This window comes from Brachyspira catarrhinii (assembly GCF_005518285.1).
Taxonomy (GTDB): domain Bacteria; phylum Spirochaetota; class Brachyspiria; order Brachyspirales; family Brachyspiraceae; genus Brachyspira; species Brachyspira catarrhinii.
This window is the reverse complement of the sequence record NZ_SJDU01000005.1, coordinates 1-19,399: the sequence shown is the minus strand read 5'-3', so window position 1 is coordinate 19,399 and position 19,399 is coordinate 1. Positions and strand designations below refer to the sequence as shown.

Here is a 19,399-nt window from a genome sequence, read left to right as displayed (position 1 = left end):
CCACATTTTGCCGCCTCTTTTTACATGCCTCGAAATCGCTATACGAGCCGCTTCAATTTGCCTATCGGTAAGCCATACTGGTTCCAAAGCCATTAAACCGTAATCTCCAAAAGTTAAATTACTTCCTCTTTTAGAGTTGCCTTTCATTCTGCCTCTATGCTGTTTACGATATTTTGTCCTTGAAGGTTGTAACATTATCTATCTCCTTTAGCTCCGATAACTTCGCCCGCGTCATCTTGTCTCTGTTCTTTTTTATCAAGAATCTCGCCCTTATAAATCCAAACTTTCACGCCGATTATTCCGAAAGTTGTCGTAGCTTCAGCCGTTCCGTAATCTATATTCGCCCTTAAAGTATGCAAAGGCACGGAACCGTTTTTATATTGCTCGGTTCTCGCTATATCCGCTCCAGCCAAACGTCCCGAACACATAACTTTAATACCTTTAGCTCCTTTTTTCATAGCTTGAGTTATAACGCTTTTCATAGCTCTTCTAAAAGCCACGCGCATTTCAAGTTGTCGAGCTACACTTTGAGCGGCTAAAGTGGCGTCCAACTCGGCTTCTTTAATCTCTTTTATAGAAACTTGAACGGGCTTTTTTACCATTTTTTGTATAACATTTTTAACTATTTCCACTCTCTGCCCTTTCGGTCCTATAACTATTCCAGCTCTTGCCGTAGCTATAAAGACATTTATTCTATCTGGAAATCGAACTATCTCCACATTTGATATTGCGGGGTCGAAAGCGTCTTTTTTACCGCCAATTTTTTTATGCTCTTCTTTTAAAGTTTTATAATAATAATCGTTTATATATCGTCTAATAGACAAATCTTCATGCAAACTATCCGCATAACTTCTATTGTCTTCAAACCATCTACTTGACCAAGTTTTATTTATTCCAAGTCTTAAACCTATAGGACTAACCTTTTGACCCATTTTATACCTCCGCCGCTTTTGGGCTTTCTTCTTTTTTAGCCACAGCTTTTATTTTTTTCTTTTCGGGTTTCTTATCGTCACTCAATACTATAGTAATATGAGAAAGTCTCTTCAATATAGGGTCGGCGCTTCCTCTACTTGCGGCTCGTATTCGTTTCAACATTGCCGCTTTATCTACAAAAGCTGTTTTAACCCATAAAGTATCGGGATTGATATTCCTCGATTGAAATATCGCGTTTGCTATTCCGCTTTTTATCGCCTTTCTCAAAACTACCGAAGACATTTGAGGCATAACCGTCAAATTAGCTATCGCATGATTAACATATTCTCCTTTAATAAAAGGAAGCAATCTTGCAATTTTTCTGCGACCTATACGCAAATAACGAACTCTTACTTTATAATCCATAATCTAAAATCCTTATTTTTTACCAACTTTAGCGGCGCCTGCATGAGAGCGAAATGTCCTTGTAGGAGCAAATTCTCCCAATTTATGCCCAATCATATTTTCTTGTATATAAACCGCAACAAAAGTTTTGCCATTATGCACATTTATAGTATATCCTATCATTTCGGGAATAATAGTCGAAGCCCTGCTATAAGTTTTTATCTGATGCTTATTATCCCCAGCTTGTATTTTCTTAAAAAGATTCTTATCAACAAAAGGTCCTTTCTTAATAGAGCGAGACATTATTTTTTACCTCCTCTTCTCTTAATTATTAGTCTATCCGAATATTTATTTTTCTTTCTCGTTTTATATCCTTTGGTTGGAATTCCCGTAGGAGAAACTGGATGAGGATTACCCTGTCCGCTCTTACCTTCTCCTCCTCCATGCGGGTGGTCGACAGGATTCATCACGACTCCTCTGACTTTAGGTCTTCTTCCTTTATGTCTTGTCGTTCCCGCTTTTCCGTCCGTAGTATTAAAATGGTCCAAATTTCCTATCTGCCCTATAGTAGCGTAGCAATTTTCCAATATTCTTCTTTCTTCTCCCGAGCGAAGCCTTATTACGCAATAACCTCCGCTTTTTGCCGTTATTTGAGCGCCGCCTCCAGCAGCTCTAACCAACTGTCCGCCTTTGCCAGGAGTTAACTCTATATTATGTATTATAGTTCCCAAAGGAATTTTTCTCAAAGGCAAACTGCATCCCACTCTAACTTTAGCGTTCTCTCCGCTTACAACTTTATCTCCAATATTTAACCCCAAAGGATAAATTATATATCTTTTCTCTCCGTCCGTATAGTTTAAAAGAGCTATATGAGCGCTTCTATTAGGGTCGTATTCCACCGAAACCACTTTAGCCTCTATATCATGTTTATCTCTTCTAAAATCAATAAGTCTAAAAAGTTTTTTATGTCCGCCTCCGCGTCTACGCATAGTTATACGACCGTTTGAACCGCGTCCGCTTATGCGCTTTTTGCCCGATACCAAAGATTTACAAGGCTCGTTTGCGGTAATATCCGAAAAATCAACTACCGTTCGATAACGCAAACTTGGAGTTGTCGGTTTAAATTTCTTAATAGCCATCGTTATTCCTCAATTATTTTACTATATCTATTTTCTCTTTACCGTCAAGAACAATTATCGCTTTCTTATAGCTTCGAGTATATCCTCGCTTGCTCATTCTACGATTTTTCTTTTTAGGCTTAACATTTATTATCTTACAATCAAGCGGATGCACATTAAATATTTTTTCAACCGCTTTAATTAATTCCGATTTATTAGCGTCCTGCCTTACTTTAAATACATAATACCTCTTTTCCGTTCCTCTCGGCTCGGTTCTCAAAATATTACTTTTTTCGGTAAGTATAGGTTCAATCAAAAGCGAATACATACTCATAATTTTTAACCCTTAATCCTATCGTTTAATTTAGATAAAGCGGTTTTCGTAAAATACACTTCATCGGCATAATATAAAGGATGAATAGCCATACTGTCGGCGTTTACAAGTTTCAAATCCTTAATATTTCTTAACGACAATAATAATTTATTATAATTATCTCCCAAAGCTTCGTCTTTACCGACTACAAAAGCCACTTTTCTACTTTTAGGCTCTTTAACCTTGCTTATAAAACTTGCCATTCTTTTAGTTTTCGGAGCGTCAAAAGTAAAATCTTCAAAAACTTTAAGAACATTAGCGCCGTATTTCAAAGATAAAACGGAAAGCAAAGCCTTTTGTTTAACTTTTTTAGGCAATCTATAGCTATAATCTCTCGGTTTAGGAGTATGAACTTTTCCTCCTCCTACCCATATAGGCGACCTTGACGAACCCGCTCTCGCTCTTCCAGTTCCTTTCTGTCTCCAAGGTTTTTTACCGCCTCCAGAAACTTCGCCTCGAGTTTTAGTCGAATGAGTTCCCTGCCTTTTGTTTGCAAGTTCGTTCTTTATAGCCTCGTAAAGGAGATTGTTATTGACTTCAGATTTAAAAATCTTATCGACAATCTCCAAATTGCCCGCATTATCTCCGTTTTCATTTAGTATCACTACTTCCATCTTTTCATCCTGCTTAATTTATCCATCTATTATATCATAGAATTCTTTTTCTTGTTAAGTTTTTTAACCGCCGAAGTTAATTTTACTATGCTATTAACGGCTCCAGGTATAGCGCCTTTTATCATAATCAAGTTATCTTCTGGTCTTATGTCGATAACTTTCAAATTCTGAATAGTTGTGAGCGCATTACCCATATGCCCAGGCATACCTTTTCCTTTCCATACTCTCGAAGGATAACTATTACAACCTATCGAACCAGCCCTTCTTCTAAAATTAGAACCGTGACTCATAGGTCCACCGTCATAATTATGCCTTTTCATAACTCCAGCAAAACCTCGTCCTTTGCTTAAAGAACTAACATCTATAAAATCGCCTGTTTGAAATATATCGACTTTAAGCTCTTGTCCAACGGAATAAAAACTAATATTATCGATTCTAAATTCTTTCAAATATTTCTTAGGCTCTAAATTCATCTTTTTAAATTGTCCTATTTGCGGTTTCTTTAAATGCTTTTCTTTCACGGCTTCATAACCCAATTGAATAGCATTATAACCGTCTTTCTCATTATCTCTTATCTGCATCACCGTGCATGGTCCGGCTTCCACAACGGTTACCGCTATAGCGTTTCCCGTTTCGTCAAATACCGTAGTCATGCCCAATTTTTTGCCAATTATTCCTACCATCGGCGAATCCTCTATAATGATTTTACTACTCTATTACAAATTCTAACTATTACAGATAAATCGTAGTAAACTTTATCTTTTTATATTCAATAAGCGCTTACTTTTTATTTTAGCTGAACATCAACCCCAGCTGGAAGCGCCAATTTTTTTAGAGATTCGGTAGTTTGAGGCGTCACCTCGAATATATCTATAAGTCTCTTATAAATACGCATCTCAAACTGCTCTCTGGATTTAATATTAACATGCGGGCTTCTTATAACCGTTACCTTTCGTATGCTTGTAGGTAAAGGTATAGGTCCCGAAACTCTCGCTCCCGTCTTCTTAACGCTATCGACTATGGATTGAGCCGATTGGTCAATAAGCTCAATATCAAAAGCTTTTAGTTTTACTCGTATTTTCTGTTCTTTCATAGCTTGAATTACTCGCTTAATCTCATTTATTATAAAGGGCATAATTTATATTTTTCATATTACGCCCTTATTAAATCCTTACTCCAAAATTTTTGTTACAACGCCGTTACCTACGGTTTTACCGCCTTCTCTTATGGCGAATCTTTGTTTCTCTTCCATAGCGATTTGGCTAATTAATTCTATAGTCAAATTAGCGTTATCTCCCGGCATTATCATTTGAGAACCTTCTGGCAAATTTATTACCCCCGTAACATCCGTAGTTCTAAAATACATTTGCGGTCTATATCCAGTTACGAAACCGCTATGCCTTCCGCCTTCTTCTTTTTTAAGAATATAAACTTCCGCTTCAAATTTTTTATGCGGAGTTATAGTTCCAGGTTTAGCCAATACTTGTCCTCTTTCAACGGCTTTTCTTTCGATACCTCTTAAAAGACAACCGACATTATATCCAGCAATTCCGACAACTTCTTTCTTAAACATTTCAACGCCTGTGCAAGTAGTTTTTTGAGTCTCTCTCAAACCTACTATTTCAACTTCGTCTCCTTTAGTGATTTTGCCTCTTTCAATTCTACCCGTAACAACAGTTCCTCTTCCAGGAATCGAATAAACATCTTCTATAGACATTAAGAAATCTTTATCAACTTCTCTAACTGGGTCTGGAATATAAGTATCCAAAGCGTTCAAAAGGTCCATTATACATTTACAATCGGCGTCTTCTCTTGGATTTTTTCCCGCTTCGATAGCTTGAATAGCCTTAATAGCGCTTCCTCTAATGATAGGAGTCTTGCTTCCGTCAAAACCGTAATGGTCCAAAACATCCACAACTTCCGCTTCCACTATTTCAGCCATTTCTGGGTCGTCCAATTTATCGCACTTATTTAAGAATACGACTATATAATTAACGCCCACTTGCCTTGACAAAAGAACATGCTCTTTAGTTTGAGGCATAACTCCGTCTTCAGCCGATACAACGAGTATAGCTCCGTCCATTTGAGCCGCTCCCGTTATCATGTTTTTAATATAGTCGGCGTGTCCAGGACAATCCACATGGGCATAATGCCTATTATCCGATTCGTATTCTACATGCGAAGTCGCGATAGTCAAAATTTTAGTAGAGTCTCTTCTACCTTGACTTTCGGAAGCTTTAGCAACCGCATCGTAACCCACTTTTTGAACCGTATCGGGAAACATTGCGGATGATACCGCCGTTATTGCCGATGTCAATGTAGTTTTACCATGGTCAACGTGTCCTATTGTTCCCACATTTACATGCACTTTTTTACCGTCATAAGTTCCTGCCATTTTTATCCTCCAATTTATCCTTTATTTAGGATTTTTATTTATTCTAATTTTAATTTTTTTGCTACTTAATTAACTTTTATTGCCCATTCTCGCGCCTATAATCTCTTCGGCTACATTTTTAGGCACTTCTTCATAATGAGAGAACTGCATCGTATAGCTCGCTCTTCCTTGCGAAACATTTCTTATACTTGTCGTATAACCGAACATTTCCGCAAGAGGCACAGTGGCGTTTATGGATTTATAACCCGATTTATCGGTAAATCCATGAACTTGTCCTCTCCTTGAAGCCAAATCTCCTATAATATCTCCCATATAATCTTCGGGAGTCATAACCTCTACGCTCATCATAGGCTCTAACAAATAAGGGTCCGCTTTTTTACAACCCTCTTTGAAACCCATCGATGCGGCGATTTTAAATGCCATTTCGGAAGAATCCACAGGGTGAAAAGAACCGTCAAAAGCGGAAACGATTACATCAAGCATTGGATAATTTGCCAAAACTCCCGTATTCATAGCTTCCAAACATCCTTTTTCAACCGCGGGTATATATTCTCTCGGAACAACTCCTCCGACTATCTCGTTATTAAATTTAAATCCAGCGTTAGCTTCGTTAGGTCCCACTCTCAACCATACATCGCCGTATTGTCCTTTACCGCCCGACTGACGAACAAATTTACCTTGAACTTCAACCGTTTTCTTGATTCCTTCTCTATAAGAAACTTGAGGGCGTCCGACATTCGCTTCAACCTTATATTCTCTCTTCATTCTATCGCATATTATCTCTAAATGCAACTCTCCCATTCCAGCGATAATCGTTTGTCCCGTTTCATCGTCAAAACTAACTCTAAAAGTAGGGTCTTCTTCCGCAAGCCTCGATAAAGCGATTGACATTTTATCTCTATCGCCTTTAGTTTTAGGTTCTATTGCGACATTAATAACGGGTTCTGGAAAATTAATCGCTTCGAGTATTATGGGAGCGTTTTCTGGACATAAAGTGTCTCCCGTAGTCGTATCTTTTAATCCAACCGCAGCGGCTATATCGCCCGAATAAACCGTTTCGATTTCTTCTCTTTTATTGGCATGCATTTGAAGTATTCTTCCAATACGCTCTCTTTTTCCTTTAGTCGCATTATAAACATAAGAACCAGCTTCAAGTTTGCCAGAATAAACTCTAAAAAACGCGATTTTTCCAACATGAGGGTCCGTCATTATCTTAAACGCCAAAGCGCTAAATTTTTCATCGTCCGAACTTTTTCTAACTATTTCATGCCCTTCCAAATCCGTTCCTTCAATCTCTCCTCTATCCATTGGAGAAGGCAAATAATCAACAACGGCGTCTATCAAAACTTGAATTCCTTTATTTTTGAAAGCGGTTCCGCAAAACATCGGGAAGAAGTTAGCTGATAAAGTCGCGGTTCTTATGAGTCTTTTTATAGTAGGAATATCAATTTCTTCCCCTTCAAAAAACTTATTCATAGCGTCATCGTCATATTCTACTATAGCTTCCAATAATTCGTTTCTATATTTTTCGGCTTCCTCTTTCAATTCGGCTCTAATATCTCTTTCTTCCATCTTTATGCCGTCTTCCGAAGTCCAAATCACTTCTTTCATTTTTACCAAATCAATAACGCCTTCAAAATTGCTTTCAGAACCTATAGGAATAACGACAGGATGACTATTCGCTTTAAGTCTATTTCTCGTCTGTTCCAAAACGGAATAAAAATTAGCGCCAATTCTATCCATTTTATTTACAAAAATCGCTCTTGGAATTTTATAATTGCTCGCTTGTCTCCAAACGGCTTCGCTTTGAGGCTGAACTCCGCCAACCGAACAGAAAACTCCAACCGCACTATCCAAAACTCTTAAAGACCTTTCAACCTCTGCCGTAAAGTCAACGTGCCCCGGAGTGTCTATCAAATTAATACGATTTCCATTCCAAAAACATGTGGTTGCCGCAGATGTGATAGTAATTCCTCTTTCTCTCTCCTGTTCCATCCAATCCATTTCCGCAGCGCCTTCATGCACTTCGCCGATTTTATGAGTTTTTCCCGTAAAATATAATATTCTTTCGCTTAAAGTGGTTTTTCCCGCATCTATATGAGCCATAATACCGATATTACGCGTATTTTCCAAAGAAATCTGTCTTGCCACTTAATTTTCTCCTATATTACCACCTAAAATGAGCGAAAGCCTTATTGCCTTCTGCCATTCTATGAACGGTTTCTTTTTGTTCAACCGCTTTACCCTTACCGTCAATAGCGTCAACTATTTCATTCGATAATCTTTCAATCATACTTTTCCCGCTCCTTTTTCTCGAAGCGTTTATAAGCCATTTAAATGCCAATGAATTTTGTCTTTCTGGACGAACATCAACTGGAACCTGATATGTAGAACCGCCGACTCTTCTAGATTTTACTTCTACTCGAGGTTTAATATTTCCTATAGCTTCGTTAAAAGCCGTAAGTCCGTCTTTGCCCGTTTTATCTTTAACCAAATCCATCGCTTTATAAAATATATTTTCAGCCTTGCTCTTTTTACCGTCATACATAAGTTTATTTATAAATTTACTTATCGTATCGCTTCCGTAAATCGGGTCGGCTTCAATTTTTCTTATTTGCGCTCTTCTTCTTCTTGCCATTATTTACTCCGTTTAAGCTTTAGGTTTTTTAGTTCCGTATTTGCTTCTTGCCTTCATTCTCTTTTCAACGCCCGTAGCTTCTCTGCTACCTCTAACTATATGATAACGACATCCAGGCAAATCCTTAACCCTTCCGCCTCTTATCAAAACGCGGTTATGTTCTTGCAAAGTATGGTCTATACCTGGAATATAAGCCGTCACTTCTATTCCGTTCGTTATTCTAACGCGGGCTATTTTACGCATTGCCGAATTAGGTTTTTTAGGAGTAGTCGTAGTCACGCGAGTGCATACGCCTTCTCTTTGAGGGCATTTCATTAACGCTGGCGATTTTGTCTTATTCAATATTCGCTTGCGCCCTTTCCTTATTAATTGATTAATTGTAGGCATACAATATAAAACCTCTTAACCTTTTTTATTTTTCTATTTTATTAATAACATTAATTAATTTTTATTTTATATAAGCGAAAATTATATAACAAAAACTAATTTATGTCAAGCCCAAATAATTGGAACTTTTATCATTTAAATCGCTAATCCCTAAATACGAAACGATATATTTAATATCGAGCAGTTGATATTAATTAATATTTATACCAATCGCTTTAATCGTTTTTACGAAAGTGATGAAATTATACAATATTTAAAAATTTTGTCAACACTTTTTTTAATTTTTTAAACTTTTTAGCCATAAAAATCATATAAATAAGCGTTCAATTAAACATAATTCTAATAATATAGGCTGTTTTTTTATTTATTTATAATATATAATACTTATAATGAATATTTTAAGTTATAATTTATTTGTCCCTTTATTGGGAAACATTCAAAATTGGTATTCGCATATAGACAGAATAAAAAAAATCGGTTTCGAGTGGGTTTATATTAACCCGATAACTTACCCAGGATTTAGCGGAAGTTTATACGCTACAAAAGATTATTACAAATATAATCCCGCATTCTTTACAAGCCCCGAAAGAATCGAAGCGGAAAAAGAGATAAAAGATTTTACGCGATATTGCAAAAAAAATAATATAAAATTAATGATAGATTTGGTTATAAATCATTCTTCAAAAGATTGCAATTTAGTGGAAGAACATTTCGATTGGTATAAATTAAAAGACGGACAACTCGTTTCGCCCGGCGCTTGGGATAACGGCAAATGGATTGAATGGGGAGATTTGGCTTCTTTCAATAACGAAAAAACAATTCTAAACGAAAATAACGAAGAGATAGAAAATCCTATTTGGAATTATTGGAGAGAACTTATTAAACATAATTTGGAATTGGGATTTTCTGGTTTCAGATGCGATGCGGCTTATAAAGTCAATAAAGAATTATGGAAATATTTAATAAGCGAAGCGAAAAAAGAAAATAAAGAAATCATATTTTTTGCGGAAAGTTTGGGATGTTCTTTGGAGGACACAAAAGATTTGATAAAAGCGGGATTCGATTATGTGGCAAGCAGCGCGAAATGGTGGGATTACGAAAGCGAATGGTTTATAGAACAATACGACACGGCGAGAGAAAATTGCAAACAAATAGCCTTCCCAAGCAATCATGATACGGAAAGACTCATAACGGAATATAAAGGCAATATTTGGAAATTGAAACAAACTTTTTTATTTACGGCAATCGTCTGCGATATGTGGATGATAACTCTCGGAGACGAATACGGATTTTATAAAAGATGCAATGTTGTCGGCGGAAACGAAAAAGACTTTGAAAAAATAAATTTCGATATAAGCGAATTCATAAAAGATATGGGAAATTATATTAAAAAAAATCCTATACTTTCAAATTGCGGAAAAATAGTTTCTTTGGATGTTTTGGAAAATATTGAAAAAAAGAAAAAAGAAGAAGAATTAAAAAACGCAAATAACGACAACAACGACAATAATTCCGAAGAAAATAAAGAAGAAATTGAAGAAATAAAAAATCCTATTAAAAAATTTTATAAATATAGTTTGGACGAAAAGGACATGGTTTTTATAGTGGTTAATACAACGGACAAAAAGGAAGAATTTGACGCCAAAAAATTTGATATAAAAGAAGATATTTCATTCGATAATATAATAGATATAAAAGAAACTATTGAAATAGCGCCTTACCAATTAAAGATTTTTAGAGTTTGATATTTTATAAATGCGAAATAAATTTTAAAATAAATTCAAAATAAATTAAGGTAGTTATATGGAAAATACAAAATCTATAGAAATTTTTTTTACCAATTTGTCTAAAGGTTTGCTCTTTGCCGAAAATACAAACGAAATAGATATTGTTGTCGATTTGTTTTTGGAAAAAATATGCAAGTATTATAATTTCGATTGCGGAGAAGTTTATTTTCCAAAAGGCGAATATTTGATATTGCGAGGCGTTTACGGAATCGACAGATATTATGTATGCAAAGTGGATTTTCCAATAACTATGAATAATGCTCAAGAAATTTTATATAACGGAAAAGAATATATAGGGAAAAATATAAATATTGCGAATGTCGAAGTATTTTCAGATTATCAAACTTTATTAGCGCTACCGATTCATACGAGTCAAAATCCTATAGGAATCATAGTTTTCAGAAATAAAGAAGATAAAACGGAATATTATAAAAGCGTAAAAGAAGAACTTACAAATTTTATCGGACATTTCGCCGTATATGTAAGCAATGTATTGCAAAATGTAACTTATAAGGAAAAAGAAAAACAATTAAAATTACTTAGAGAATTATATTTGAAATTAAGCGATATTGATAAATTTGAAAGCAACTTAAAAGATTTGGCTTCGGATATTGCGAATATATTCAGCGCAAGCAAAACTTTTATAAGATTAAGATACGAAGGCTACAATTTTGAAACGATTTCATCCTACGGTTTCGACAATCATTTCGATTATTCGATTTTTGAGAAAAAAGAATACGAGCATAAATATTTGGATAAGGAAGTCGGTTATGTAAATAATGTAGAAAAACATGAGGACGGAGAAAATTTTAAGAATGTTATAAATCGTTCCATTTTATTTAATCGAATTTCAATAAGAAACGATTGCATAGGATATATTGCGGTTATAGACAAAATAAAGGACGCCGTGAATCCTTTGGGAGATTTCGACAAAGAAGATTTGAATTTATTTAAACCGCTTTTAGCGAATATATCGAGCAGAATGTCGGAATATTACAATACGGTTGAATTAAATAGAATAAACGAAGAATTGAATAAGGCTAACGAAAAAAATACGAGAAACATGAATCGTTTAAGCGCTTTATACGACATAAGCAACATATTATTAGAAAGGTCGAAAACGGAAGACATTTTATTTATTCTACTTACGATAGCGACTATCGGAGATGTTTTCGCTTTCAATAGAGCTTTCGCTTTTTTATACGATAAAGAATTTAATGTTTTCAGAGGAAGAATGTGCATAGCTCCGAAAGACGCAAGCGATGCGGGAAATATTTGGAATAAAATGAAAACGATGGACAAATACGGTTTGAGAGAAAAACTTATGCTCTCTTTTGAAAGAAGCGATTTAGAAGGCTCATGGGATTTGAATCAAAAATTCTTAAACACGGTTATTCCAAACAACGAAAAATGTCAATTATTTTCTTATATATTTGAAAATAAAGAAAGCGTAAATGTAAAATCCGTAGACGACAAATGGGCTGAACAGATAAGAAGTTATACCGACATATTCGGTTATAATCCTTTTGCGATAATTCCAATAATGGACGCTAATAATTGTATGGGAATGATGGTCGTAGACAATATATACAATAATGTTCCGATAACGGATGACGATTTGGAATACTTAAAAATGTTCGGGCGTCAGGCGGCGGTCGCTTTGGAATATTCTTATTTATACAACGAAATAGAAAAGAGTCATAACGATTTGAAAGCGGCTCAAAAAAGTTTATTCGATATTAAAAGTTTGGCTATGATAGGAGAGATGAGTTCTTCTATGGCTCATAATTTAAGAAATTTCGTAGTTCCAATATCGGGATTTGCAAACCGACTCGTAAAAGTAAGTTCGGACGAAAAAACGAGCGAATATGCGAAAATTATAGTCGAAGAAATTAATAAATTGGAAAATTATATTCAAAGAAATTTAACTTTCGCAAAAAGCATCAATTTAGTTCCCGAAACATTTAAAGTTGACGATATGGTAAAATACATAAATATATTGGCTAAAGAATATATAAAGAAAAGCGGTAAAAAAATAAAATTCTACGCGGTTAATGCGACTAAAGAAATTAGCGTAAGGTGGGATTATAACAGAATGAACGATGTAATAATCAATTTAATCATAAACGCTATTGACGCGATAGAAGACGAAAAAGACGCGATAATAAGCGCTACATTTTCCGACAATTCTTACAGAGAATCTATGATTGATGTAATAGTGGAAAATACCAATTCTTATATTGAAGAAGATGTAATAAAAAAATTATTCACGCCGTTTTTCACCACAAAAAGTCATGGAATCGGAATAGGACTCGCCGTATCAAAAAGAATAGTCGAAGCTCATGGCGGAAGCATAGCGGTTAAAAGCGTAAACGGAAGTTTCAAATCAACGGCGTTTATCATCACTATGCCCGTGGAATTAAACGGTTAAATAATAAATATAAACGAATATTTAAATTTCATTTTCCAATAAATTTTTCCGATAAATTTTAATGGGGGAATAATAATGGCAAAAATAAGCGAAGCGGCAAAAGCCGAATGCAACAGAATGCAAAACAAATATAAAGAACTGCTTCATTCAGTCGAAGTCGAAATTGACAAATTGGAAAAAGAATTAACCTCCACGGAAGATAATTTTGAAGCGGCTAAAAAGAAAATAGATTTGGCGGTTTTGTATATAAAAGCGTCTTCGTTTGTCGCCACGATTTGCTATATATCTATCGAACATTTGGATATTAGAATCGAAAATCAATTAAACGATGGAAGGAGACTTATCAATAAGGCGATAATGTTGTTGGAAGAGGCTTTGGGAGATTACGGAGACGATTCTTTATCTTTAAATGACGAAGTGCATGAATATTTGAAAGATAAATTCTCGGACGAATGGCGATATAAATTTATTTGCTCTTTCGGTTATGTTATAGATTATTTCAAATTCTGCTACGGCGAAAATTCAAAATGGCTTCAGAATTTTATCGAGATAGAAGGAAGATTGGCTTTGCTTTCAAAAAATATAATAGACTTCAAAAGTTATATAAAAGAATTAAGCCCCGAAATTGAAGGTTATATTTATAGAGTAAAATTAATGAATCTCGCAAAATCTTTAATATCCGCATCCGCCGAACAATACAGAACGAAATACGAATTGCAAGACAGACGTCCAGACGACATGAAAATGGCTCTCAATCTAACGGGAACTTTAAGAAGAATATATGTTTATTTGAACGAAGTCGAAGAAGCGGAAGAACAAAAAAAGATTTACGACCTTTGGAAAAAGAAATTAGACACGGACTTAAAAGCGATGAAAAAATAAAATTTCTTTAATAAAAAAATAATTCTAAAAATAAATTCGCTTTGACAAAAACTTTCAATTAAGTATAATACTACAATGAAAAATAAATTAATATTTCTTGCATGCATAATTTTTATAGCGATTATTTTAAGATTATCCGCTCTATCGAAAAGTTTAATCGAAAATGTTTATTCGAGATTTTTTTACAAAGGTTTGGCGGGAAGTTTAAATAAAATATCGGGCAAATTTAGTTTTTCTTTGGGCGAAATTTTACTCGTTATATTTATAATTCTTTTGATATTGTTTATAGCTTTTACCGTAAAAAATTTAATAACGGAAAAAGAGAAATTAAAAATTCTATTTAATTTTTTATACGCTATAGTTTGCACCGCCGTGATTTTGTATATAATATTTATGTCGTTTTGGGGATTAAATTATTATAGAATTCCTCTTACGGAAAATTATTCGGATTATATGGAGAGAGAAATTGACAACGAAGATATTTATTCGCTTGCCGAGTATTTGATAAAAGACATTAATAATTTGAAAAGCCAAATGAAATATCAAAATATAAACACCAATTTTCAGGCTTTGAATAGAATGGTCGAAGAGGATTATAAAAATATATTCGAAGAATTTGATTTTTTGAATATGCATTATGTAAGAACGAAACCGATAAAATCCTCAAAACTTTTTTTATATTTGCAAATACTTGGAATTTATAATCCTTTCACTTTTGAATCGAATGTTAATATTTTGATTCCTTATATTTCTTTTCCTTTCACAATCGCTCATGAAATGTCGCATCAAATAGGAATTTCCTACGAGGACGAAGCGAATTTTTTAGCTTATTTGGTTTGTTCAAAAAGCGAAGATTTATTTATAAGATATTCGGGCGATTTTGAAGCGTTATTATATTTGCTCGGGCAGTTAAACAGAGACGAAAATTACGGGCATTTGATAGATAATTTGAACGATGAGACTAAAAAAGAAATTAGAGAATATAGCGAATTTTGGAAAAGATATTCTGGCGAATTATCGAAAGTAAGCAAAAATGTTAATGACGCGTATTTGAAAGCGAATAGTCAAAAAGAAGGCGTGCAAAGTTATTCGAGAGTCGTTCGGCTTTTAGTTTATTATTATAGAAGTAAAAACATTATATAAATTAAAAGTATAAATTAAATTTCTATCGTAAGTCCGTCATAAGCGGGAAACATATTTTTAGGCAATTCTCTTTCCAAATTTTTATGCAAAACATCATGAGTCATATGCGTAAAGTAAGTTTCTTTAGCTCCGATTCTGTCGGCAATATTTACCGATTCCTGCAAAGACAAATGCGTATGATGAGGACGATATCTCAATCCGTTTAAAACCAAAATCTCCGTTCCTTCTATCAATTTGAAACTCTCCTCGCTTATAAAACTCGCGTCCGTTATATAAGTGAAATTATTGAATCTGTAGCCCAATATATTTAAAACTCCATGTTTTATAGGAATAGGAATAACTTTTATTCCGTCAAATTGCATCGACTTATTTATATGATAAAAAACGACTTGAGGAAGTCCGCCCCCCATTTGAACGGGATTAAAAAAATAATCGTATTTGTCTCTTAAAATATCCATAGTTTCTTTATTTCCGTAGCAATCTATGGAACGATTCATCGCAAAATTCAAAGAGCGTAAATCGACTATTCCAGAAGTATGGTCCGCATGTTGATGAGTGAAAAATACCGCTTCGAGTCTACTCACTTTTTCTTTAAGCATCTGCGCCCTAAAATCCAGCGAAGTGTCGACTACATAATTTTTGCCGTTGTCTCGTATAAGAATCGAGGCTCTTAATCTTTTGTCTCTTTTATCTTTGCTTAAACAAACGGGACATTTGCATCCAATCATTGGCACGCCATCCGAAGTTCCCGTTCCCAAAAAAGTTATTTTCATTATTTTCCTTAATTTTTAAAATTTACAAAAATTAAATTATTGATTTATTAGATTATACTAATTTTATTTTTATGGCAATATTAAAAAACAGCGCCTCCCGTTCGCAACACAGAAAAGACACCAAATTACAGTTAAAAATTAAGGAAGTTAATCCAATCCGTATGAACTCCATATATACAGAATACGCTTGTACTTGCCATAGAAATTAGTGCTACAGCCGTTAAAAAATGATTTTAACCAATTTAATACATTATTGCTATACAAATAACTTAATTCAAAGGATATTATATCTCCAAATTTTTTATAATTTTTTCTTCTAATAATTCTTTTTTTAGATTTTTTCTATGCAAATCTATTTCTTTGGCTTTATATTACAATGCATCTATAATATTATCTCTTGCATAAACCTCGTTTTTCAAAAATAATGCACTTTCTCTATTTGCGAATTTATCAACTTCAAAGTTTACAGGATTAACTAATCCGCCATTAATAACAGAACTTTTAAAATCAACTGTATCTACTTTTACATTTTGTATATTTATAATCCCGCCTACAACAATATTTTTAAAGCTTATAGATTTAATTTTGTTTATAATATTCGTAATTGACAATAAAGATTTTGAATTATCAAATGATATATTATAAAAAATAATATTCTTAACCGTATTACAATTTATAACTAAATTCTTTTGAATAAAAGAATAATTAAATTTTATTTTATTGTCAATATTTCCTCTAAATTCTATATTTTTATGAAATTTTGAATTAAAAAAGTTAACTTCTTGTTTAAAAATTATATCAAAAACTTTAAAATCATAATTAAAAATACAATGTCTTGCATTAATTCTATATTTGCAAATTATATAATCTTTATTATCTTTTTTAAAGTATTTTTGGTATTATCTATTTCTTTTAAGTCATATTTAAGCCATTTAATTAAATCTTATTCTGTATTATAAAATTTTGGTTGTTCCATATATCATAATTCTTAAAATAATATTTTATAATTATAACAATAATTTAAGAAACCAAACCTTTCACCGATTCCGCTCCCGCATTCAAAGCCTTCTCGTTGTTTGGTAAAAATTCTTTTTTTCTTTCGCCGAATACTTTTAAGAAAGCCTGCTGAACGCTGTCGAACGAAACTATATTATCCAAAGAAAGCAAAGCGCCGAGCATAACCATATTTGCCGCTCTCGAATTTCCCAAATCGCCCGCTATTTTATTTGCTTCAACATAAGCTACTTTTATATCGTCTCTCGAAGATTTTTTTTCGATAAGAGAAGAGTTTATTAAAAGAACCCCGCCGGGTAAAATATCTTTTTCAAATTTCGTCAAAGAAGGAAGATTCATTATAACCGCCGCAGTCGCGTCATGCGATATTAAAGGAGAGCCTACCAATTCATCGCTTATAACCACAGAACAGTTTGCCGTTCCTCCTCTCATTTCGGGACCGTATGAAGGACACCAAGTTACATGTTTATTTTCTATCATTCCCGCATAAGCGAGCATCTGTCCCATTGACATAACTCCCTGTCCGCCAAAACCCGCAAAAATAATTCTTTCAGTTTTCATAAATTGCTCCTTAAATTAATCTTCTCTAAAATTTCCAACAGGATAATGAGGAATCAAATATTCTCTTATCCATTTATGCGATTCCGTTGGAGATATTCCCCAATTTGTCGTGCAGCTTGTAAGCATTTCCACCATTGAAAAACCTTTTCCCGCAATTTGATTTTCAAAAGCCTTTTTAGTCGCCATTTTAGCTTTTCTAATATTCGCTGGAGTATCCAAAGTGACTCTTTCAACGAATGTAGCTCCTTCTATTGTCGCAAGCATTTCGCATACTCTAATCGGTTTTCCCGCTCTGTGAAAATCTCTTCCCGCTTGAGTTGTAGTGGTTTTCTGTCCTTCCAAAGTCGTTGGCGCCATCTGTCCGCCCGTCATTCCGTAAATTGCGTTATTCAAAAATATTACCGTTATATTTTCGCTTCTTGCAGCCGCATGAATTATTTCCGCAGTTCCTATAGCCGCCAAATCTCCGTCTCCTTGAAGAGTAAACACTACCGAATCGGAAACGGCTCTTTTTATTCCAGTAGCAACCGCTGGCGCTCTGCCATGTGCCGCTTGCTGCATATCGCAATTAAAATATTTATAAGCCAAAACGCTGCATCCTACCGAAGCTATTCCAACCGCTCTATCCAAAACATTAAGCTCTTCCAAACATTCGGCTATTATTCTTTGCGAAGTTCCATGCATACAACCGGGACAATAATGCGTTCTGTCGTTAGTCAAACCTTTTGATTTTTCAAAAACTATCATAAAATTCCTCCCGCAAATTCTTTTATAGCATCCGTTATTTCATGCGAAGTTGGAACTACTCCTCCCGCTTTTCCGAAAAATTTGACGGGAACTTTGCATTCGCATGCCAATTTTACATCGTCAACCATCTGTCCCATACTCATTTCAACGCTTATATACATTTTGCAATTATTATTTTTAAATTCTTTTTCTGGGAAGGGCCACAAAGTCATAGGTCTTATCATACCGACTTTTTTATTTTCTTTTCTAAAAGCGTCAACCACGCTTCTGCAAACTCTCGACATAGTTCCGTAAGAAACCAATATAATATCTGCGTCTTCCGTAAAATATTTTTCAGCTCTCGCTTCTTTTTCTTTAATCTCTTTATATTTTTCTTGCAAATGCAAATTATGTTTATATAATAATTCGGCGTCCAAATATAGAGAATTGATTATATTTTTTTCTCTCTTTCCTCTCGTTCCGTTCGTAGCCCAAATTTTTTCTTTGATTTCGTATTTTGGTTTATAAATTATTTCGACTGGCTCCATCATCTGCCCAATAAAACCGTCAGCCGCTACATAAACGGGCGTTCTATAATAATCCGCTAAATCGAAAGCTTCCATAACCATATCGCTCGCTTCTTGCAAATTTGAAGGGGCAAGCACGGGGCAATTATAATCGCCGTCTCCTCCGCCTTTAGTCATCATATTATAATCGCTTTGAGAAGGTTGTATTCCTCCGAGTCCAGGTCCGCCTCGCATAACATTAAGTATAACGGCTGGAATTTCCGCTCCCGCAAGATACGATATTCCTTCCTGTTTCAAAGCTACTCCAGGAGAAGACGAAGAAGTCATAGCTCTCGCTCCCGCTCCGCCAGCTCCGTAAACCATATTAATCGCCGCAAGTTCGCTCTCCGCTTGAACGAAATAACCTCCAGATTCAAACATAGCTTTAGACATAAATTCGGGTATCTCGTTTTGAGGAGTTATGGGATAACCGAAAAAACATCGACATCCCGCCTCTATTGCAGCGGTAGCCATTGCTTCGTTTCCTTTCATTAATTTTTTAGCCATATTATTTTCTCCTTTTATTTACTTATTTATCTTTATCTAATCTTTCTACCGTTATGCATAAATCGGGACACATCATAGCGCAATTGGCGCATCCGATGCATTTTTCCATATCGGTAACGGACGCTGGATAATATCCCCAAGAATTCATACTATCTTTATCCAAATAT

23 protein-coding genes and 1 pseudogene are annotated in these 19,399 nt (G+C 34.5%); 4 read left to right on the top strand and 20 right to left on the bottom strand.

The annotated features are described in order from the left end of the window. The 13 genes from rplP to rpsL all read right to left on the bottom strand — a co-directional run. A partial coding sequence (gene rplP, locus EZH24_RS00515; RefSeq protein ID WP_137997180.1) for a 50S ribosomal protein L16 occupies window positions 1-195 on the bottom strand: 195 nt, incomplete at its 3' end. Continuing rightward, window positions 195-932 carry a 30S ribosomal protein S3 gene (gene rpsC / locus EZH24_RS00510; protein WP_137997179.1) on the bottom strand — a complete coding sequence of 246 codons (738 nt, stop codon included), beginning with the start codon at window positions 930-932 and terminating at the stop codon, window positions 195-197. The genes rpsC and rplP, both read right to left, overlap by 1 nt. A gap of 1 nt (window position 933) precedes the next feature. After that, the gene (locus tag EZH24_RS00505; RefSeq protein ID WP_137997178.1) at window positions 934-1,338 is read right to left on the bottom strand and encodes a large ribosomal subunit protein uL22; all 405 of its coding nucleotides are present in this window, start codon (window positions 1,336-1,338) and stop codon (window positions 934-936) included. Window positions 1,339-1,350: 12 nt separating this feature from the next. Further along, a complete protein-coding gene (gene rpsS / locus EZH24_RS00500) occupies window positions 1,351-1,620 on the bottom strand; it encodes a 30S ribosomal protein S19 (protein ID WP_137997177.1) in 270 nt (89 codons plus the stop codon). Continuing rightward, the gene (rplB, locus tag EZH24_RS00495; RefSeq protein WP_137997176.1) at window positions 1,620-2,456 is read right to left on the bottom strand and encodes a 50S ribosomal protein L2; all 837 of its coding nucleotides are present in this window, start codon (window positions 2,454-2,456) and stop codon (window positions 1,620-1,622) included. Before rplB ends, rpsS begins: the two co-directional genes overlap by 1 nt. A gap of 13 nt (window positions 2,457-2,469) precedes the next feature. Then, the gene (rplW, locus tag EZH24_RS00490) at window positions 2,470-2,763 is read right to left on the bottom strand and encodes a 50S ribosomal protein L23 (RefSeq protein ID WP_170310814.1); all 294 of its coding nucleotides are present in this window, start codon (window positions 2,761-2,763) and stop codon (window positions 2,470-2,472) included. 11 nt (window positions 2,764-2,774) lie between these two features. Next, complete coding sequence (gene rplD / locus EZH24_RS00485) at window positions 2,775-3,422, bottom strand: 50S ribosomal protein L4 (RefSeq protein ID WP_137997174.1); 648 nt, start codon at window positions 3,420-3,422, stop codon at window positions 2,775-2,777. Window positions 3,423-3,451: 29 nt separating this feature from the next. Then, window positions 3,452-4,105: a 50S ribosomal protein L3 gene (rplC, locus tag EZH24_RS00480; RefSeq protein ID WP_137997173.1), complete on the bottom strand. Its 654-nt coding sequence runs from the start codon at window positions 4,103-4,105 to the stop codon at window positions 3,452-3,454. 104 nt (window positions 4,106-4,209) lie between these two features. Continuing rightward, a complete protein-coding gene (gene rpsJ, locus EZH24_RS00475; protein ID WP_137997172.1) occupies window positions 4,210-4,515 on the bottom strand; it encodes a 30S ribosomal protein S10 in 306 nt (101 codons plus the stop codon). Window positions 4,516-4,593: 78 nt separating this feature from the next. Continuing rightward, window positions 4,594-5,817, bottom strand: coding sequence for an elongation factor Tu (gene tuf / locus EZH24_RS00470; RefSeq protein ID WP_137997171.1), 1,224 nt, complete (start codon window positions 5,815-5,817; stop codon window positions 4,594-4,596). 69 nt (window positions 5,818-5,886) lie between these two features. Further along, window positions 5,887-7,968: an elongation factor G gene (fusA, locus tag EZH24_RS00465; RefSeq protein ID WP_137997170.1), complete on the bottom strand. Its 2,082-nt coding sequence runs from the start codon at window positions 7,966-7,968 to the stop codon at window positions 5,887-5,889. 16 nt (window positions 7,969-7,984) lie between these two features. Continuing rightward, a complete protein-coding gene (gene rpsG / locus EZH24_RS00460; RefSeq protein WP_137997169.1) occupies window positions 7,985-8,455 on the bottom strand; it encodes a 30S ribosomal protein S7 in 471 nt (156 codons plus the stop codon). Between the two features lie 12 nt (window positions 8,456-8,467). After that, entirely contained in the window at window positions 8,468-8,842 is a 375-nt protein-coding gene (gene rpsL / locus EZH24_RS00455) for a 30S ribosomal protein S12 (RefSeq protein ID WP_021959181.1), read from the bottom strand. 389 nt (window positions 8,843-9,231) lie between these two features. On the opposite strand from rpsL, the gene EZH24_RS00450 reads away from it, so the two are divergent. The 4 genes from EZH24_RS00450 (at window position 9,232) to EZH24_RS00435 (ending at window position 15,085) form a co-directional block, all read left to right on the top strand. Then, a complete protein-coding gene (locus EZH24_RS00450) occupies window positions 9,232-10,587 on the top strand; it encodes an alpha-amylase family glycosyl hydrolase (protein ID WP_137997168.1) in 1,356 nt (451 codons plus the stop codon). A 58-nt stretch (window positions 10,588-10,645) separates the two neighbouring features. Beyond that, entirely contained in the window at window positions 10,646-13,060 is a 2,415-nt protein-coding gene (locus EZH24_RS00445) for a GAF domain-containing sensor histidine kinase (RefSeq protein ID WP_137997167.1), read from the top strand. Between the two features lie 75 nt (window positions 13,061-13,135). Beyond that, window positions 13,136-13,942: a hypothetical protein gene (locus tag EZH24_RS00440; protein WP_137997166.1), complete on the top strand. Its 807-nt coding sequence runs from the start codon at window positions 13,136-13,138 to the stop codon at window positions 13,940-13,942. 75 nt (window positions 13,943-14,017) lie between these two features. Next, the gene (locus tag EZH24_RS00435; protein WP_137997165.1) at window positions 14,018-15,085 is read left to right on the top strand and encodes a DUF3810 domain-containing protein; all 1,068 of its coding nucleotides are present in this window, start codon (window positions 14,018-14,020) and stop codon (window positions 15,083-15,085) included. A gap of 14 nt (window positions 15,086-15,099) precedes the next feature. Here the strand turns inward: EZH24_RS00435 and EZH24_RS00430 are convergent, their stop codons facing one another. The 7 genes and pseudogenes from EZH24_RS00430 to EZH24_RS15360 form a co-directional block, all read right to left on the bottom strand. After that, a complete protein-coding gene (locus tag EZH24_RS00430; protein ID WP_137997164.1) occupies window positions 15,100-15,858 on the bottom strand; it encodes an MBL fold metallo-hydrolase in 759 nt (252 codons plus the stop codon). 131 nt (window positions 15,859-15,989) lie between these two features. Then, window positions 15,990-16,073 (bottom strand): annotated as a pseudogene (locus EZH24_RS15420) (hypothetical protein); the annotation flags it as partial. 156 nt (window positions 16,074-16,229) lie between these two features. Further along, entirely contained in the window at window positions 16,230-16,469 is a 240-nt protein-coding gene (locus EZH24_RS00420; protein ID WP_137997163.1) for a hypothetical protein, read from the bottom strand. Window positions 16,470-16,878: 409 nt separating this feature from the next. After that, a complete protein-coding gene (locus EZH24_RS00415; RefSeq protein ID WP_137997162.1) occupies window positions 16,879-17,433 on the bottom strand; it encodes a 2-oxoacid:acceptor oxidoreductase family protein in 555 nt (184 codons plus the stop codon). Between the two features lie 15 nt (window positions 17,434-17,448). Beyond that, window positions 17,449-18,180, bottom strand: a complete 732-nt coding sequence (locus EZH24_RS00410) for a thiamine pyrophosphate-dependent enzyme (RefSeq protein ID WP_137997161.1) — start codon at window positions 18,178-18,180, stop codon at window positions 17,449-17,451. After that, window positions 18,177-19,232: a 3-methyl-2-oxobutanoate dehydrogenase subunit VorB gene (gene vorB, locus EZH24_RS00405; protein WP_137997160.1), complete on the bottom strand. Its 1,056-nt coding sequence runs from the start codon at window positions 19,230-19,232 to the stop codon at window positions 18,177-18,179. Before vorB ends, EZH24_RS00410 begins: the two co-directional genes overlap by 4 nt. 22 nt (window positions 19,233-19,254) lie before the next feature. Then, a partial coding sequence (locus EZH24_RS15360; RefSeq protein ID WP_170310813.1) for a 4Fe-4S binding protein occupies window positions 19,255-19,399 on the bottom strand: 145 nt, incomplete at its 5' end.

Coding starts and splice junctions, on each gene's coding strand:
- rpsL (WP_021959181.1), bottom strand. CDS start 8,842: ATGCCTACAATTAATCAATTAATAAGGAAAGGGCGCAAGCGAATATTG.
- vorB (WP_137997160.1), bottom strand. CDS start 19,232: ATGGCTAAAAAATTAATGAAAGGAAACGAAGCAATGGCTACCGCTGCA.
- rplB (WP_137997176.1), bottom strand. CDS start 2,456: ATGGCTATTAAGAAATTTAAACCGACAACTCCAAGTTTGCGTTATCGA.
- EZH24_RS00505 (WP_137997178.1), bottom strand. CDS start 1,338: ATGGATTATAAAGTAAGAGTTCGTTATTTGCGTATAGGTCGCAGAAAA.
- EZH24_RS00430 (WP_137997164.1), bottom strand. CDS start 15,858: ATGAAAATAACTTTTTTGGGAACGGGAACTTCGGATGGCGTGCCAATG.
- rpsJ (WP_137997172.1), bottom strand. CDS start 4,515: ATGAAAGAACAGAAAATACGAGTAAAACTAAAAGCTTTTGATATTGAG.
- tuf (WP_137997171.1), bottom strand. CDS start 5,817: ATGGCAGGAACTTATGACGGTAAAAAAGTGCATGTAAATGTGGGAACA.
- EZH24_RS00450 (WP_137997168.1), top strand. CDS start 9,232: ATGAATATTTTAAGTTATAATTTATTTGTCCCTTTATTGGGAAACATT.
- rpsC (WP_137997179.1), bottom strand. CDS start 932: ATGGGTCAAAAGGTTAGTCCTATAGGTTTAAGACTTGGAATAAATAAA.
- EZH24_RS00445 (WP_137997167.1), top strand. CDS start 10,646: ATGGAAAATACAAAATCTATAGAAATTTTTTTTACCAATTTGTCTAAA.
- rpsS (WP_137997177.1), bottom strand. CDS start 1,620: ATGTCTCGCTCTATTAAGAAAGGACCTTTTGTTGATAAGAATCTTTTT.
- rplC (WP_137997173.1), bottom strand. CDS start 4,105: ATGGTAGGAATAATTGGCAAAAAATTGGGCATGACTACGGTATTTGAC.
- EZH24_RS00415 (WP_137997162.1), bottom strand. CDS start 17,433: ATGAAAACTGAAAGAATTATTTTTGCGGGTTTTGGCGGACAGGGAGTT.
- rpsG (WP_137997169.1), bottom strand. CDS start 8,455: ATGGCAAGAAGAAGAAGAGCGCAAATAAGAAAAATTGAAGCCGACCCG.
- rplW (WP_170310814.1), bottom strand. CDS start 2,763: ATGTATTCGCTTTTGATTGAACCTATACTTACCGAAAAAAGTAATATT.
- EZH24_RS00435 (WP_137997165.1), top strand. CDS start 14,018: ATGAAAAATAAATTAATATTTCTTGCATGCATAATTTTTATAGCGATT.
- rplD (WP_137997174.1), bottom strand. CDS start 3,422: ATGGAAGTAGTGATACTAAATGAAAACGGAGATAATGCGGGCAATTTG.
- EZH24_RS00410 (WP_137997161.1), bottom strand. CDS start 18,180: ATGATAGTTTTTGAAAAATCAAAAGGTTTGACTAACGACAGAACGCAT.
- EZH24_RS00440 (WP_137997166.1), top strand. CDS start 13,136: ATGGCAAAAATAAGCGAAGCGGCAAAAGCCGAATGCAACAGAATGCAA.